We start from the raw sequence: 15,746 nt of genomic DNA, 5'->3' as shown, positions 1-15,746 counted from the left end.
GGCCGGGGAAAACGGCGCAGGTCGTAGCTCCCCCCGCGGGCGCCCGCGCCTCGCGTCGCGGTCAGGCCAGGGTGTCCCGCCAGTCGGCCGGGACGCGGCCGGCCGGGCCCGGGGTCGGCTGCTGCGCGGGATGGCTCCCGGGCGGCGCCAGGGCGGGGCCGGCCGGCCGCAGCTCCTCGGTGGCGTAGTTCCAGAACCACTCCTCGCCAGGCTCGTAACTGGTGATCACCGGGTGGCCGGTGGCGCGGTAGTGCGCGGTGGCGTGCCGGGCGGGGGAGGAGTCGCAGCAGCCGACGTGCCCGCACTGGGCGCAGCGCCGCAGATGGAACCACCACCCGCCGGCCTCCTCGCACTCCACACAGCCCTCGCCGCTCGGCGGCACACCCGGGTCGATTCCGCTCATGTCACTGTCGGACGTGGTCATGACGCCTCCTCCTGCGCTTCCTGGTCCTGGGAGTCCGGTGCGGTCAGGGGCAGCCGGACCTGGAACCGGGTGTCCCCGGGGACCGACTCGACGTCCAGGCTGCCGTGGTGCTTGCGGACCACGATGCGCCAGGAGATGTCCAGGCCGAGCCCGGTGCCCTCGCCGACCGGTTTGGTGGTGAAGAACGGTTCGAAGATGCGCTCGCGGATCTCGGCCGGCACGCCCGGACCGGTGTCCCGGAACTCCACCAGCACCCGGTCGTGGTCCCGCGCCGTCCGCACGGTCAGCGTGCCGCCGGTGGCGGCCATCGCCGCGACCGCGTTGTCGACCAGGTTGGTCCACACCTGGTTCAGCTCGCCCGGGTAGGCGGGGACCTCCGGGACCGTGCGGTCGTACTCCTTGACCAGGGAGATCCCCTCGCCGAACTTGTTCGACAGCATCAGCAGGGTGCTGTCCAGCAGCTCGTGCACGTCGACGGAGCGGAACGGGGCCCGGTCGAGCTGGGAGTACTGCCGGGCCGCGTTGACGAGGGTGGAGACCCGGGTCGTGGAGTCCTCGATCTCGTTCATCAGCAGCTCGGTCTCGACCGTGTAGTTCAGCCAGCGGATCGCGCCCTCGAGGGTCTCCTCGTCGACGAGCGCCGCCACCTGGTCCAGCCAGTCGGTGTCCAGGCCCGCCTGCACGAACACCGGGGCCAGCCGCCAGCCGTCGTCGATGCCGTGTTCGTCCAGCCAGTCGGACAGCGCGTCCTCCCGGTCGGAGGCCTCCAGCGGGGAGAGCGGGGAGGCCTTGGCGACCTGCTCGGCCGTGCGCTCCTGGATGTCGACCAGCGTCACCAGGGTCTCCCGCGAGTACCGCCCCGCGGTGATCGCGCCCAGCTTGTGCCGCATCCCGGCGACCCGCTCGCGCAGCGCGGAGGTGGCCCGCACCGCGGCGGCCGCCGGGTTGTTCAGCTCGTGCGTCAGCCCCGCCGACAGCGAGCCGAGCGCCAGCAGCCGCTCCCGCTGGTTGATGATCTGCCGGCTGTTCTCCTGCCCGAAGAACAGCCCCTCCAGCAGGTGCACCGCCATCGGGAACCAGTCCCGCATCACCTCGGCGAACGTGTCCGCGGGCAGGACGAAGAAGCGCGAGGGCTCGGTGACCCGCAGCGAGCCGTTGTAGCGGGCCGCCCGTGCCCGGTCGCCCAGGTACGCCTGGAAGGCGCCCGCGTACACCCCGCGCTGCGAGGTCCGGTTGGTCTCCACGTCGTCCGCGCCGACCCGGCGGGAGAGCACCACCGTGCCCTCGAGGAGCACGTAGAAGCAGGTCGCCGGGTCGCCCTCGGTGTACACCGGGCCCGGCTCGAACCGCTCCACGCGTCCCTCCCGGCACAGCCGGGTGAGCTGCTCCTCGGTGAGCTTCTCGAACAGGAAGAGCGAGCTCAGCTCCGTCCAGTCGCACGGCTCCGGCTGTCCGCTCACGACCGCTCCCTCCGCCCGGCGTCCCGGGGACTCACGACTGCTCCAGATAGCGGTGGACGAGCATGACCGCCATCGCGCCCTCGCCCACGGCGGAGGCGACCCGCTTGGCCGAGGCGGCGCGCGCGTCACCCGCCACGAACACGCCCGGCACGCTCGTCTCCAGGTGGTACGGCGGCCGGACCGGCTCCCAGCCGGGCGGCGGGGAGCCGTCGCTGGTCATGTCGGGGCCGGCCAGGATGAACCCGTGCGGGTCGCGCAGCACCGTGCCGTCCAGCCAGCCGGTCAGCGGGGCCGCGCCGATGAACACGAACAGCCACTGCGCGTCCACGAGTTCGTCCTCGCCCGAGTCCACGTGGCGCAGCGACAGCTTGTCCAGCTGGTCACTGCCGTGCGCCGCCTCCACGACCGTGCGGGTGCGCACCGAGATGTTCGGCGTCGCCTCGATCTGCTGGATCAGGTAGTGCGACATCGACGCGGTCAGCGACTCGCCCCGCACCAGCAGCGTCACCGAACGGCAGTTGCGGGCCAGGTACATCGCCGCCTGCCCGGCGGAATTGGCCCCGCCGACGACGTAGACGTCCTGGTTCGCGCAGGACGGCGCCTGGGTGAGCGCGGAGCCGTAGAACACCCCGCACCCGGTCAGTTCCGCGAGCCCCGGCGCGTCGAGCTGCCGGTAGGACACACCCGTCGCCAGGATCACGCTGTGCGCGGCGACCGCCGAACCGTCGGAGAACCGCACGGTGCGCGCGGCGCCGTTGACCTCCAGGCCCGCCACCTCGCGGGCGGTGAGGATCTCCGCGCCGAACCTGGCCGCCTGCCGGCGGGCCCGCCCGGTGAGCTGCGCGCCGGACACGCCGTCGGGGAAGCCCAGGTAGTTCTCGATGCGGGAGCTCTGCCCGGCCTGGCCGCCGGTGGCCTGCCGCTCCACCAGCAGCGTGCGCAGCCCCTCCGAGGCCCCGTACACCGCGGCGCCGAGCCCGGCGGGGCCGCCGCCGATGACGACCAGGTCGTAGAACTCCTCCGTCGGCGTCGTCGCCAGGCCCACCTGACCGGCCAGCTCCGCGTCCCCGGGCTCCACCAGCGGGGTGCCCTCCGGGGTGACCACCAGGGGCAGCCGCCGCCCGTCCTGCCCGGCCGCCTCCAGCAGCCGGCCGCCCTCCGGCTCGTCCACCGAGTACCAGCGGTAGGGCACCTGGTTGCGGGCCAGGAACTCCCGGACCTCCGAGGACCGCGCCGACCAGCGGTGGCCCACCACCTTCGTCACCGGCACGGGCCGGTGGTCACTGGCCCGCCAGGCGGCGAGCAGATCGTCCAGGACCGGGTACAGCTTCTCCTCGGGCGGGTCCCACGGCTTGAGCAGGTAGTGGTCCAGGTCGATCACGTTGATCGCGTCGATGGCGGCGTTGGTGTCCGCGTACGCGGTCAGCAGCACCCGCCGCGCCGCCGGGTGGATGTCCATCGCGCGTTCCAGGAACTCGATGCCGTTCATCCGCGGCATCCGGTAGTCGGCGAGGATCACCGCGACCTGGTCGCCGCGCAGCTTCAGCTCGCGCAGCGCGTCCAGGGCCGTCTCGCCGTCCTCCGCGCGCACCACGCGGTGCGATTCGCCGTAGCGGCGCCGCAGGTCCCGGGCGACGGCGCGGGAGACTCCCGGATCGTCGTCCACGGTAAGGATCACGGTCCGCGCCGGCGCTGCGGGCTGTGCCATCGCCTCTCCCACCCCGGGCCGGTCGGGTGCCGGCCCAGGGACCATCGTATGTTCGACGGGGCCGTTTCGCCTCGGGCAGCGGGGGCAGGGCCCCGGTAGCGTGACGTCCGGGGCCGGTGTTTCCCGCCGGGCCGCGCGGGCGCCGGCCGGGATCGGCCGGTGACGCGTCCAGCAGCAGTCGAGCAGCAGTTCAGCAGCAGTCGAGCAACAGCAGATGCCGGCCGAGGCCGGCGGCCCAGGGAGGCAGCCGTATGACCCGCCCGATCACCGTGGGAGTGGACGGATCGCCCGAGAGCACGGCCGCGGCCCGCTGGGCGGCACGCGAGGCCGTCCGGCGCGGACTGCCGCTGCGGATCGTGCACGTATGGCGCTGGGAGACGTACGACTTCGTCGCCGCCGACGACCAGCAGGCCCAGGCCAAGGGCGCCGGCGCGGTGGTCTCCGAGGTCGAGCGGGCCGTGACCGGGGAGCACCCCGGGCTCGACGTCACCGCCGAGGTGGTGGAGGGCGGAGCGGTCGACGCGCTGGTCGCCGAGGCCGCCCGGTCCGAACTGCTGGCGCTGGGCACCCGCGGGCACGGCGCCGTCCTCGGCTTCCTGCTCGGCTCCATCGGCCAGCAGGTGCTCGGCGAGGCCGCGCGCCCCGTGGTGCTGGTCCGCTCAAAGGACCGGCCCGCGCAGGAGGCGGCGGGCCGCGAGGTCGTCGTGGGCCAGCAGGGCGGCCCCGAGGACAGCGCCGCGAGCCTGCGGTTCGCGTTCGAGGCGGCCGCCGCCCGGGGCGCGGGCGTGCGGGTCGTACGCGCCTGGAGCCTGCCGCCGGTCTTCGCCTACAGCCCCGGCTCCATGCAGCTCCTCGACGAGGCCGGCGGGATGGAGCCCTTCGAGCGCAAGGCGCTGGAGGAGGCACTGCGGCCGTGGCGCGAACGGTTCCCCGACGTGCCGGTGACCGAGCACGTGGAGATCGGCAGCGCGGGCCAGGTGCTGCTGTCGGTCGCCGACCGGGCGCAGCTCATGGTGGTCGGCCGGCGCGCCAGCCGGCTGGCCGTCGGGCCGCGCGTCGGCTCGGTCGCCCACGCGCTGATCGCCCACGCGCCCTGCCCGGTGGCGGTCGTCCCGCCCGCCTGAGCGGGGGCGGGCCTCAGGCCGGCCGGGCCGGGGCCGCCGCGCTCCGTCCGGCCGCGGTGTCACCAGCGGCGGGGGTGTCTCCGCCGGCGGGGGTGTCTCGGGCGGCGGGGGTCCCGGCGGCGCCCGCGGCCGGTCCTGCCGCCCCGGCGTCCGGCACCGCGTCCCGGACCCGGGGCAGCACATGGGCGACGTAGTCCTCGACCGCCGTGTCCAGGCCGATGTCGTGCTGCGCCCGCTCCGACAGGAACCAGCGGTGCTCCAGCAGTTGGTGGTACAGCTCGGCCGGGTCCATCGCCCCGCGCAGTTCCACCGGCACCGCCCGCACGGTGGGCCGGAACACGTCCCGCACCCAGCGGTGCGCGAGGACCTCGGGGCGGGTCGTATGGGGGTACCCCCTGCTCGAGCGGAGCCGAGAGCTTGGGGGAGGGTCCCCGGGGGTGTGGTCCTCCTGGGTGGCCATCCAGGACTCCAGGTCGTTCAGGAGCCGGCGGGCCTGGTTCTCCTCGGTGTCCAGACCGGTCAGCCGCAGCAACTGCCGCTGGTGGTGCCCGGCGTCGACGACCTTCGGCACGAACGTCACCGTGTCACCGGTGGGCGAGCTCTCGATCTGCATCTCGGCCACGTCGAAGCCGAGGTCGTTCAGCCGCCGGATGCGCCGGTCGATGTAGTGGTACTTGCCCGCCGGGTACACCGAGGTGCGGGTCAGCTCCCGCCACAGCCCGGCGTACCGGTCGCATATCTCCGTGCCGAACTCGATCGGGTCCACCGAGGGGTGCAGCGCCCCGGAGGCATCCAGGTCGAGCAGTTCCCCGCTGATGTTGACCCGGGCCAGATCGAGGTCGTAGTCGCGCTGCCCCTCGCTCAGCCGCGGTTGCAGCTCACCGGTCTCGGCGTCCACCAGGTACGCCGCGTAGGCCCCCGCGTCCCGCCGGAACAGGGTGTTGGACAGCGAGCAGTCGCCCCACGCGAACCCGGCCAGGTGCAGCCGCACCAGGAGCACGGCGAGCGCGTCCATCAGCCGGTGCATGGTGGCCGGGCGCATCGTCGTCTCGAACATCGAGCGGTACGGCATCGAGCCGCGCAGATGCCGGGTGATCAGCACCGGCTCCAGATACCCGCCGGCCGCGTCCGTACGGCCGGTGACGACGGCGAGCGCGTCCACGGCCGGGATGCCGAGCCGGTCCAGGTCCCGCAGCAGCTCGAACTCCCGCACCGCGGGCCGCTCCGCGAGCTCCTTGACGGCCACGACCTCGTCCCCGGCCCGCGCGTACCGCACCACGTGCCGCGAGATCCCCCGCGGCAACGGCACCAGCACGTCCTCGGGCCACTCCTCCAAGGGCAACTGCCAGGGCAGGGACAGCAACAGACCCGGATGCTCCGGATTGGTGGCACTGATGTGCAAAACCATCGCTCGGTCGTCCTCGTCTCAGGTGCGGTACGGACCCAGTATCGGGCCGATGGGCGGGAACGAGACACCTCCACTGGCGCGGAACCCGCCCGGTCAGCCGCGCGTGAAGCGGCGGGTGTGGCCGATCACGGCGAAGCCCCGGCGCTCGTACCACCCACGGGGCCAGTCCGAGGCGTCGGCGATCAGGAAGCGTGTACCCCGCCCCGCGTCGGTGGCCAGGCGCAGCGCCGTCGTCGGGACGGCGTCCCCGTGAGCGCACCCGAGGTGGGCCTCGGAAGTGACCAGGTCCTCGATCTGCGCGGTACCGGTCGCCGGGTCGAGGTACGGGTCTCCCCACGCGGCGACCTCCCCGTCCGCCGTGGAGGCGGAGAGGAAACGCACGACGTCCGCCCCGCGCCGACGCGCCTCCCGCCGGTCGACGAGCCGGCGCCCGCCCTCCTCGTCGGCCCCGGGAAGGAACCCCCGCCACCGCCGGGCGAGCGGGACACGCAACGCGTCGAGTTCCACCTCGGCGGCGGACCGGCCCGGCGGCACCGGGCCCTCGTGCCGCATGACCGCCCGCACGGAACGGGCGTACCCGGCCCGCACCAGCGGCCCCGCACACGCGGTCCCGATGTCGTCGTCGAGCACGGAGACCAGCCGGTACGGCGGTCGCCCGAGCGCCTCCTCCGCGAGGCCGGGCAGCGCCTCCGGGGCGACGGCCCCGTCGACGACGACCTGGTTGTCGGCCCGGGAATGCCGGAATGCCTCGTCGTACACGGCGAGCCCGCCGGGCGGTTCGAGGACACGCGCGGCCCGGCGTCGGGCGAACGCGGACAGGAAGGCACGGATGACGCGGAGCTCGGAACCCGGCATGCGGGGGAGCCCAGCGGGGCCGCCACGACCGATCCCGAGCCCCCGGGGCCCGAGTAGGGTCGGGCCGTGGAACAGGGACGGGACAACGGCGGCTGGCTGGACGACACCCGGACGTCCTACGACACCGTGGCCGCCGACTACGCGCGCTTGACCAGCCACCTCCTGGCGGAGCACCCGGAGGAGCGCGCTGTTCTGGAGCTGTTCGCCGATCTGGTGCGCGGGCGGGGCGGAGGCCCCGTGGCGGACGTGGGGTGCGGGACCGGCAGAGTCACCGCCCACCTGTGCGGCCTGGGCCTGGACGCGTTCGGGATCGATCTGTCGCCCGGAATGCTGGAGGTCGCACGGCGTGATCACCCGGGTGTCCGGTTCGACCTCGGCTCCATGACCCGACTCGACCTCCCCGATGCCTCGGTGGCCGGCCTCATCGCCTGGTACTCGCTGATCCACGTACCCGACGAGGAGATGGACACGGTCCTCGCGCACTTTCGGCGAGTACTGCGCCCCGGGGCGCCGCTGCTGCTCAGCTTCCATGTCGGTGAGGGATCGACGCTGAAGACGGAGGGCTACGGCGGGCACCCGATGAAGGTTCATGTCCATCGGCGGCGGCCGGACCGGGTGATCGCCCGGCTCGACGCATCCGGTTTCACCGTCGAGCGACACAGAGCGCTGACGTCGGCGGAGAGCACGCTCGGGGGGATCGTCCTCGCGCGCCGGGCGACTGCCGCTCCCGCGCGGTGAGTTGGTCCCGCAGAGGGCGAAGATTCGGCGGTGTCCCCGTGGAGCCGTCGTCTCAGCCCGTGCCGCCCTGGCGGCTCGCGGTCGCTCGGCGGCGGCGTTTGAGGGCGCGGCGTTCGAGTTCGGTGGTGCCGCCCCAGACGCCGATGTCCTGGCCGGTCTCCAGGGCCCATTCCAGGCACTGTTCGCGGACGGGGCAGCCGCGGCAGATCGACTTGGCCTCCTCGATCTGCAGCAGTGCGGGGCCGGTCGTGCCGACGGGGAAGAACAGGTCGGGATCCTCGGTACGGCAGGCGGCGCGGTCTCGCCAGTTGTCCATGACACTCTCCTGTGTGGCGACGGGTGGTCATGTCCGGGTGACCTGTCCGTGTACGGCCGAAACTGGTTGAGGGCGAAAAGACGGTAAGAAGCCGACCGGAGTGTGCACAAGCCGCTTCAGCTGTACGGCCGGAGCCGGGTCAGCAGCAGCGCGATGTCGTCGGGGCGGTCGGCGGCCCGGCGGGCCCGGTCGGTGAGCAAACCCGCCACGCCGGGCAGCGAGGGCGGCTGCGCGGAGGCGCCGCGGCCGCCCGCCAGGGTCAGGGCGGTGCGCAGTGCGCCGATGCCCTCGTCGATGTCGTGCCCCGCCCGTTCGACCAGTCCGTCGGTGTACAGGGCGAGCACCGCCCCCGGTTCCAGGCGGAGTTCGGTCACCGGGTACTCGGCCTCGGGGGCCACGCCGAGGACCACCCCGCCGGGCAGGTCGAGGACGTCGGTGCGGCCGTCGGGGTGGCGCAGCAGCGGCTGGGGGTGGCCGGCGAGGGCGGCGCGGGCGAGGCCGGTGAGCGGATCGAGCCTGATGTAGCAGCAACTGGCGAACTGTCCGGGGTCGAGGTCGATGAGCAGCCGGTTGGTGCTGCTCATCACCTCACCGGGCGGATGGTCACCGAGCGCGAACGCGCGGACCGCGCTGCGCAGTTGTCCCATCGTCGCGGCGGCCTGCACCCCGTGCCCCTGGACGTCGCCGATGACCAGCGCGAGGCCCTCGCCCGCGTCGACCACGTCGTACCAGTCGCCGCCCACGTCCATGCCCTGGGTGCCCGGCAGATAGCAGCCCGCCGTCTCCACCCGCGGATGGGCGGACAACCGGTGCGGCAGCAGGGCCTCCTGGAGTCCGCGGGCCAGGGCCGCCTCGCTCTCGTAGCGCCGGGCCCGCTCCAGGGCCTGCGCGATCAGCCCGGCGAGCGCGGTGAGGACCGTGCGTTCCTCGTCGCTGAAGCCGCGTTCGCGGTCGAAGCCGAGGATGCAGGAGCCGACCGGGCGCCCGGAGGCGATCAGCGGCAGGAACGCGCGGGCGCCCTCGGTGGCGTCCAGCGGAATCCCCGGATAGAGGGCGGCGAGCTTGTGCATCGACTCGAAGAACAGCGGCCGGCCGCTGGTGAGCGTCTCCACCCCCGGCAGCCGCGCGTCCAGCGCCACGCCCTCGAAGGGGCGCAGGAAGCCGGAGGGGAAGCCGTGCTCCCAGGCGAGGTAGAGGTGCCGGTCCTCGTGCAGCAGGTAGATCGCGAGCCGTCCGCTGCCGAAGGCGGGCAGCAATTCCCGCATCACCACCTCCGAGACCTGGCGTGCCGTCAGCGCCTCGGTGAGGGCGATGGCCAGCACGATGGGCCGGTACAGGGGGGCGGTGGAGACCACCGCCGGGGGGAGGCCGGAGGCGGACGGCCCGGCGGTGGGCGCCACCGTGGGGACGGTCCCCGGGGCGGGCGCGTCGGCCGGGGCTCCCTCCGCCGTCTCGGCGACCTGGCCCAGCGGAACGATCCGGCAGGTGACGAGGTCCGGCCCGGGGTACAGCGACAGCGTCAGCCAGTCGCCCTCGGCCCGGCCCCCCTCGGCACGGGCGACGGGGCCGGGCGCGTCCGGCCGGGGGCGGCTGACCTGGAAGTGCACCGGCTCCTCGGACAGCAGCGAGGCCCGGATGTGGTCCTCGTAGACCGGCCGGTCCAGCCAGGGCACGGCCTCCCAGAGCTGCCGCCCGAGCAGCGTCTCCCTCGGCCGGCCGAGGAGGCGGGCGGCCCGGGGGTTGACGTAGGTGAGCAGGCCGAGGCGGTCGAAGGCGAACACCCCGTCGGGCAGCAGATCGGCCGCGCCGTCCGCGGGCGGACCCGGCTCCGGGTCGACGACGAGCCCGTGGATCAGGGAGCCGGCCGGGGCGCCGGGTCCCGCCGGGCCCTCCCACGGAGGCGCGTGGACGTGCGGCTCACCCCGGGACTCCCCGTGGGCCGATCCGTGCGGATTCCCCCGGGACTTCCCGCGGGATTCCCCGTGTGCCGGTTCGTGCGGCTCCCCCCGGTACTCCCCGTGCGGCCGGAGTTCCAGCAGCCGCCGCCCGCCCTCGGCGGAGCGCAGTCGCAGCAGCCCCGGTGGCACCGGGCCGGAGGCCGCCTCCATCAGCGCGGCCAGCACCAGGTGCCCGTCGTCGGGTGCCAGTGCCTCGGCGAGGTCCCGCGCCGACCGCAGGCCGCCCCGGGCGCCCGGTCCGGCCAGCGCCCGCAGGGTGGCGTCCACGGTCAGTTCGTCCGCCGCCGGGTCCCAGGTGAAGCGTCCTGCCCGGCCGCGGGGCGGGCGACCGGCCGCCGGCGGGCGGACGCACAGCGGCTCCCCGTCCCACACCACCCGCGCCCCCTCGCGCTCCAGCGCGCCCAGCGCCGCGCCCAGCGCGTCCGCGATCGGCCCCAGCCGGTCCCGGGCCGGCATGGCCTCGGCGAGAGGGGAGGTTCCCGCCCGCAGCACGGTCAGCACGCCGTAGGTGCGCTCGCCGTCGAGGACGGGCACGTACAGGGAACCGAACCGGAAGGGCAGCCCGGCCGCGAGCTGCGGATAGCGCCGCATCGTCTCGGCGGGGTCGGCCAGCACCACCGGCGCGCGGGTGCGGAAGGCGTCCGCGGCGGGGAAGGGCCGGTCCACGGTGAGCCGCCACCAGGGCCGGAACAGCTGGCCGGGCAGCCCGGCCAGCACCGAGAGCCGCAGTTCCCCGGGTGTGCCGGAGCGCAGATAGACGCCGCCGGCGAGGCCGGTGACCGCGCGCAGGGCGTCTGCCACGGCGCCGGTCAGCACCGTGCCCGGCGGCCCGGGCACCCGGCCCTCGCGCTCGGCGCTCCCATGCATCGGTCTTCCTCGTCGTGGGTGACACAGCAAGAATGCGCCGCTCAGGCCCGTGCGCGCATCCCCTGGCGCGCGTCCGCCGCCCCGGGTCAGGCGGCGGCGCCGGCCCCGGGTTCGCCGGTGCCCGCCTCCCGGGCGTGCAGCCGGTACACGTTGAACGCCCGGCGGATCACCGGCTGCGCCACGTTGCGCACCCGGATCCCGCCCGTCGTCATGCCGTGCTCGGTGCCCAGGTGCGCGTGGCCGTGGACGGCGAGATCGGCACCGGCCGTGTCGATCGCCTCCGCCAGCAGATAGCTGCCGAGGAAGGGGTGGATCTCCGGGGGCTCCCCGGCCAGGGTGTCGGCGACGGGGGAGTAGTGCGTGAGCGCCACCCGTACGTCGCAGCCCAGGCCGTGCAGGTCCTTCAGCGCCGCGCCCAGCGAGTCGGCGCTGCGGCGGGTGGCGCGGACGAACTCCTTCATCAGCGGCTCGCCGAACTCCCCGGCGCTGCGGCCGACGAACCCGCCGCCGAAGCCCTTGGTGCCGGCCACGCCGACCCGGACCCCGGCGCACTCCACGACCGTCGACTCGCCCTCGAGGACCCGCACCCCGGCCTCCCGCAGGATCGCGGTCACCTCCTCGGGCCGTTCGTCGTGGTGGTCGTGGTTGCCGAGCACGGCGACCACCGGCACGGCCAGGTCCCGCACCTCCCTTGCCACCACCCGCATCTCCTCGGGCGTGCCGTGCCGGGTCAGATCCCCGGCGAGAAGCAGCAGGTCGGCGCACTCGGGCAGGGTCTCGAACGCGGGCCGCAGCAGGCCCTGGCTGTCGGAGCCCATGTGGATGTCCCCGACGGCGGCGACGCGGATCACGACAGCTCCTCCGCGTGGTCGGGGGCGGCGTTCTCGGCGACCACGACATCGCAGCGCACCGCGATCCCCTCGATCCCCGCCAGTTCCTCACGGACGGTCGCCAGCAGCGTCTCCCGGCAGTGCGCGGAGGGGACGGTGCCGGTGACCAGCACGGAACCCGGGCGCACCTCCACCCGCGCGCCGAGCTCGCCGAGTTCCTCCCCGGCGAGCCGCTCGCGCAGATGGGCGACGCGGTACTCGACGTTCCCGGCGGGACCCGCGTCCCCGGCGGCGTCCCCGCCGGACGGTACGGGTGCCCGGCCCGCACCGCGCGCGGGCGTCAGCGGGTCCTCGGGCCAGTGGCTCTGGTTCATGACTGCTCCCCGGATCGTTCGGCCTGCGGCGGGGCGACGACCTCCAGGCGCTCCAGGAGGAAGAAGAACGCGGCCGGCATCGGCTCCCGCCCGCACTCCCGGCGCAGCAGCCCCCAGTCGACCCGTTCGCGCAGGATGCGCGCGATCGGCAGCACCGCCCCGAAGTCGCAGTGGTGCTCGGAGAAGGAGGCGAGCAGGCCCCGCAGCAGATCGGTCGGGGAGAGCACCGGCATCCGCACCGAGTCCACGGACAGCTCCTGCGCCCGCCGGAGCAGCTCGTCGTCGACGGGCCGGTGGGCCAGCTCGAAGATCAGGTCGACCTGCTGGCCGAGGCAGCCCGCCTTCAGCAGCCAGTCCTCCGGCGGGGTGAAGACGCTCAGGCCGGCCGCGCGCAGCGTGCCCGCGACCGCGTCGGCGTCCTCGGGGCGGATGCAGAAGTCGACGTCGTGCTGGAGGTTTCCGGTGCCCCCGTGGGCGTAGACCGCGACGCTTCCGGCCAGGGCGAAGGGGTGCCCCTCGCGCTTGAGGATGGCGCCGACCTGTTTGGCCGCCTCCAGGATGGCCTGGTTGCGGTCGCGCGGCAGGGCGCTCTCCGCAGTGTCACCTGCGGCCCCGGCTCCCGTCCCCTCCATGTCCCCACCCAGGGCGGCCGCGCCCGGCGCGGCCAGCCTCAGCCCGGGAACGCCGGCGCGGTCCTCGACGGCGTCGTCGGCGTGCGGCCTCATCTGCTGCCCCCTTTTCCGGCGATCGGTGCTGTTGCAGGTACCCGGCCGCCCGGGATCGACACGGGGGCGGCCGCCGGACGGCGAGGAGTCCCACGGGGCCGTCTCACCCGGCCGGGACGTCCTCGGCCTCCGCGTCCAGGAAGGCGGCCAGCTCACGGCTCTCCGCGTGGACGGCCTCCCGCTCCGCGGGTGACAGCGGGCGCAGCGGGCTCACCCGCAGCCGCTCCCCGCGCACGGTCCAGGTGGCCGAGACCCGCCCGTCGACGAGGACCACGCGGTGGCCCGCGACGGACAGCCCGAGATGGGCCTCGTCGATGATCCGGCCGCGGTCCCGGTAGCCGAGGACCGCGTTGTCGAAGGCGGGCAGGAACCGCACGGGCGCCGGGGTGTCCGGGTCCGGGCGCGGGGCGTCCGGCAGGTCGAGGAGTTCCCGTCCGCGCGTGTCGCGGAAGGACACCAGCTCCCCGCGCACGGCCTTGACGGCGGCGGGCAGACCGGCGAGCCCGCACCAGGCGCGCAGGTCGGCGGTGGCGGCCGGCCCGTACGCGGCGAGATAGCGGCGGACCAGCCGCTGCCCCACGGGATCGGCGGCGTCGGCGGGCAGCGGCTCGACGTCCCGCCCCAGCCAGGCGGCGAGCGGCAGATTGCGGACGCCCGCCGTGCTCCGCCACAGGCCGCGCGGCGGCAACTGCGCCATCGGCACCAGGCCCGCGACCAGCAGCTCCCCGAGCGCCCGGCGCGGCCGGCCGGGCCAGCGGTCCTCCACCCGGGCCACGAGTTCGGCCATGGTGCGCGCCCGCCCGTCGGACATGACGGCGCGGCCCGCGGCGGCGAGTTCGTCCAGGTCGATGCCGTCCAGCTCCCGCCGGTAGGCGCCGACCGCCCGCTGCCGCAGCATGGCGTCGTGACGCGCGCGCCAGGCCAGCGCGTCCTCGGCGGTCACCAGGTGCACGGTGCGGCGCATCAGGTGCGTGCGCACCACCTCCCGGCCGGAGAGCGCGGCATTCAGCGCCCCGGGCTCGAAGCGGGCCAGCCGGGACCACAGGCCGAGGAACGGCTCCTGCGGTTCCTGCGCCTGCATCCCGCACAGATGGGCCACCGCCTCGGTCACCGAGAGGTCCGCCCGGACCAGCAGGTGCTGGCGGGCGAGGGTGGCGCGGTTGAGCGCGGTGGCGTCGAGGACGGTGGCGGTGGTCATGGAGGTCTCCGTGTCGTGGGCCCGTGCGACGGGCCGGGGTCGGGGCGGAGCTCGCCGGAACGGCTCCGAGGCACGGGCGGGGTGCTCGCCGGGACAGGTCCGAGGCGGGGACGGGGTGCTCGCCGGAGCGGGCCCGGGGTCCGGGCGGGGCGGGCTCGCCGGAGCGGGCCCCGGGCGCCGCCGTGGGGCCGCCGCCGTGGGGCCGCCGCCCGGACCCGCTCCGACGCGCGGGATCAGCCGGCGTACGGGGCGGTCACGTCCAGGACCCACGTCACGCCGAACCGGTCGGTCAGCATGCCGTACAGCGGCGCCCAGCCGGAGGGCTCCAGCGGGCGGACGATCTCGGAGTCCTCGGCGAGCCGTTCCCACAGGGCGGTGATCTCGGCGCCGTCGTCCCCGCGCACGGACACGAAGAACGGGTTGGCGCCCCGCTCGTGGGGGAGCCGCGAGGGCACGTCGTAGGCCATGACGTGGAAGCCGTTCTCGCCCACCACCTCGCCCCACAGCACCCGGTCGGCCTCGGCCTCGTCCGTGACGGCGCCCGCGTCCTTGTACGTGACGACGACGGTGCGCCCGCCGAAGACGGACCCGTAGTGCTCCAGCGCCTCCCGCGCGGCGCCCCGGAAGTTGAGATGGGTGGTCGTGGTGACGGACATGGTCCGCTCCCTTCCTCGACGGTGCCCGGGACCGTGCGGCCCCGGGCTCGAAGGGAACACTCGCAGCGGTAGCGGACAGGTCGTGTCCTCTACCGCGCGCAGAATCGGATGCATGCAGAAGACGTCCGCACGGCTGCTCGCCCTGCTCTCGCTGCTCCAGACCCGCCGCGACCCGTCCGGCTGGTCCGGCGGCGAACTCGCCGAGCGGCTCGCCGTCACCCCGCGCACGGTCCGCCGCGACATCGGGCGGCTGCGCGAGCTCGGCTATCCGGTCACGACGGTGAAGGGCCCGGCGGGCGGCTACCGCCTCGGCGCGGGCACCCGCGTGCCGCCGCTGCTGTTCGAGGACGACGAGGCCGTCGCACTGGCGGTCGCCCTGCACACCGCCGCCGACGGGACGGCGGTCGCCGAGGACGCCGCCCGCGCCCTGACCGCGCTCGGGCAGGTCCTGCCGTCCCGGCTGCGCCACCGCATCGAGCTGCTGCGCGGCACCGTCGCCGTGCCCGCTCCCGCGCCCGGCGGCGCGGCGCCCGACCCCCGGGTCGTGGTCGAGCTGAGCCGCGCGGTGCACGCGCGCGAGCAGCTCCGCTTCGACCACACCGGCGGGCCGGACACGGCGGCGGGCGGCCCCCGCCGGGTGGAACCGCACCACCTGGCCACCCGGCACGGCCGCTGGTACCTCGTGGCCTGGGACCTCGACCGCGCCGACTGGCGGATCTTCCGCGTCGACCGCATTCGCCCGCGCACACCGACCGGCCCGCGGTTCGCCCCGCGGGCCCTCCCGGCACGCAGTGTCTCCGCGTTCCTCACCGGCAGGCTGCGCGGCACCGACGGCGGCACGCCCGACTGGCCCTGCCGGGGCGAGGCCGTCCTCGGCCGCCCGGCCGCCGAGGTCGCCCCCTTCGCGGGCGACGGGCTGGTGGAGGAGCTCGGACCCGACCGCTGCCGGCTCACCACCGGCTCCTGGTCCTGGACCGCCCTGGCCGCCGCCCTGGGCCGTTTCGACACCACCCTCGCACGCGTGCGCCCGCCGGAACTCCGCGCCGCCTGCGCCCGCCTGGCCGCACGCTACGCCGCCGCCGCGGAGCCGGGCCCCGAATGACAC

At 75.1% G+C, this 15,746-nt stretch carries 15 protein-coding genes; 3 read left to right on the top strand and 12 right to left on the bottom strand.

The features are described from left to right. Positions 1-61: 61 nt before the first annotated feature. Genes OHB09_RS02605 through OHB09_RS02595 form a run of 3 tightly spaced genes read right to left on the bottom strand, consistent with a single transcriptional unit; the run spans position 62 to position 3,592 of the window. Positions 62-424, bottom strand: coding sequence for a UBP-type zinc finger domain-containing protein (locus OHB09_RS02605; RefSeq protein ID WP_328921550.1), 363 nt, complete (start codon positions 422-424; stop codon positions 62-64). Beyond that, on the bottom strand, positions 421-1,884 hold the full coding sequence (locus OHB09_RS02600) for an ATP-binding protein (protein ID WP_006140410.1): 1,464 nt from the start codon (positions 1,882-1,884) through the stop codon (positions 421-423). The genes OHB09_RS02605 and OHB09_RS02600 overlap by 4 nt, the downstream gene beginning before the upstream one ends. 31 nt (positions 1,885-1,915) lie before the next feature. Continuing rightward, the gene (locus tag OHB09_RS02595; RefSeq protein WP_191890312.1) at positions 1,916-3,592 is read right to left on the bottom strand and encodes an FAD-dependent oxidoreductase; all 1,677 of its coding nucleotides are present in this window, start codon (positions 3,590-3,592) and stop codon (positions 1,916-1,918) included. Between the two features lie 251 nt (positions 3,593-3,843). Here OHB09_RS02595 and OHB09_RS02590 point away from each other — a divergent pair, with 251 nt between their 5' ends. Then, positions 3,844-4,716, top strand: coding sequence for a universal stress protein (locus OHB09_RS02590; protein WP_191890311.1), 873 nt, complete (start codon positions 3,844-3,846; stop codon positions 4,714-4,716). A gap of 13 nt (positions 4,717-4,729) precedes the next feature. Here OHB09_RS02590 and OHB09_RS02585 read toward each other — a convergent pair whose 3' ends face one another. Continuing rightward, positions 4,730-6,124: a DUF4032 domain-containing protein gene (locus tag OHB09_RS02585; RefSeq protein WP_328921549.1), complete on the bottom strand. Its 1,395-nt coding sequence runs from the start codon at positions 6,122-6,124 to the stop codon at positions 4,730-4,732. Positions 6,125-6,217: 93 nt separating this feature from the next. Beyond that, positions 6,218-6,979 carry a GNAT family N-acetyltransferase gene (locus OHB09_RS02580; protein WP_191890309.1) on the bottom strand — a complete coding sequence of 254 codons (762 nt, stop codon included), beginning with the start codon at positions 6,977-6,979 and terminating at the stop codon, positions 6,218-6,220. Positions 6,980-7,045: 66 nt separating this feature from the next. Here OHB09_RS02580 and OHB09_RS02575 point away from each other — a divergent pair, with 66 nt between their 5' ends. After that, the gene (locus tag OHB09_RS02575; RefSeq protein ID WP_191890308.1) at positions 7,046-7,717 is read left to right on the top strand and encodes a class I SAM-dependent DNA methyltransferase; all 672 of its coding nucleotides are present in this window, start codon (positions 7,046-7,048) and stop codon (positions 7,715-7,717) included. A gap of 52 nt (positions 7,718-7,769) precedes the next feature. Here OHB09_RS02575 and OHB09_RS02570 read toward each other — a convergent pair whose 3' ends face one another. The 7 genes from OHB09_RS02570 to OHB09_RS02540 form a co-directional block, all read right to left on the bottom strand. Then, a complete protein-coding gene (locus tag OHB09_RS02570) occupies positions 7,770-8,033 on the bottom strand; it encodes a WhiB family transcriptional regulator (protein ID WP_006140417.1) in 264 nt (87 codons plus the stop codon). Between the two features lie 116 nt (positions 8,034-8,149). Next, positions 8,150-10,858 (bottom strand): SpoIIE family protein phosphatase, encoded by a 2,709-nt coding sequence (locus tag OHB09_RS02565; protein ID WP_328921548.1) that lies wholly within the window; start codon positions 10,856-10,858, stop codon positions 8,150-8,152. Between the two features lie 86 nt (positions 10,859-10,944). Then, on the bottom strand, positions 10,945-11,709 hold the full coding sequence (locus OHB09_RS02560) for a metallophosphoesterase family protein (protein WP_319118220.1): 765 nt from the start codon (positions 11,707-11,709) through the stop codon (positions 10,945-10,947). Then, positions 11,706-12,062 (bottom strand): BON domain-containing protein, encoded by a 357-nt coding sequence (locus OHB09_RS02555; protein WP_234528693.1) that lies wholly within the window; start codon positions 12,060-12,062, stop codon positions 11,706-11,708. Before OHB09_RS02555 ends, OHB09_RS02560 begins: the two co-directional genes overlap by 4 nt. Continuing rightward, positions 12,059-12,787 (bottom strand): nucleotidyltransferase family protein, encoded by a 729-nt coding sequence (locus OHB09_RS02550; protein WP_191854641.1) that lies wholly within the window; start codon positions 12,785-12,787, stop codon positions 12,059-12,061. Before OHB09_RS02550 ends, OHB09_RS02555 begins: the two co-directional genes overlap by 4 nt. A gap of 103 nt (positions 12,788-12,890) precedes the next feature. After that, a complete protein-coding gene (locus tag OHB09_RS02545; protein WP_328921547.1) occupies positions 12,891-13,985 on the bottom strand; it encodes a winged helix DNA-binding domain-containing protein in 1,095 nt (364 codons plus the stop codon). A gap of 233 nt (positions 13,986-14,218) precedes the next feature. After that, the gene (locus OHB09_RS02540) at positions 14,219-14,641 is read right to left on the bottom strand and encodes a VOC family protein (RefSeq protein WP_167792654.1); all 423 of its coding nucleotides are present in this window, start codon (positions 14,639-14,641) and stop codon (positions 14,219-14,221) included. Between the two features lie 112 nt (positions 14,642-14,753). Here OHB09_RS02540 and OHB09_RS02535 point away from each other — a divergent pair, with 112 nt between their 5' ends. Beyond that, positions 14,754-15,743, top strand: coding sequence for a helix-turn-helix transcriptional regulator (locus OHB09_RS02535; protein ID WP_328921546.1), 990 nt, complete (start codon positions 14,754-14,756; stop codon positions 15,741-15,743). Positions 15,744-15,746 lie beyond the last annotated feature (3 nt).

The sequence above is a fragment of the Streptomyces griseoaurantiacus genome, assembly GCF_036189845.1.
Taxonomy (GTDB): Bacteria; Actinomycetota; Actinomycetes; order Streptomycetales; family Streptomycetaceae; genus Streptomyces; species Streptomyces griseoaurantiacus.
The sequence above is the reverse complement of the archived record's forward strand: the minus strand, read 5'-3'. Positions and strand labels throughout refer to the sequence as shown.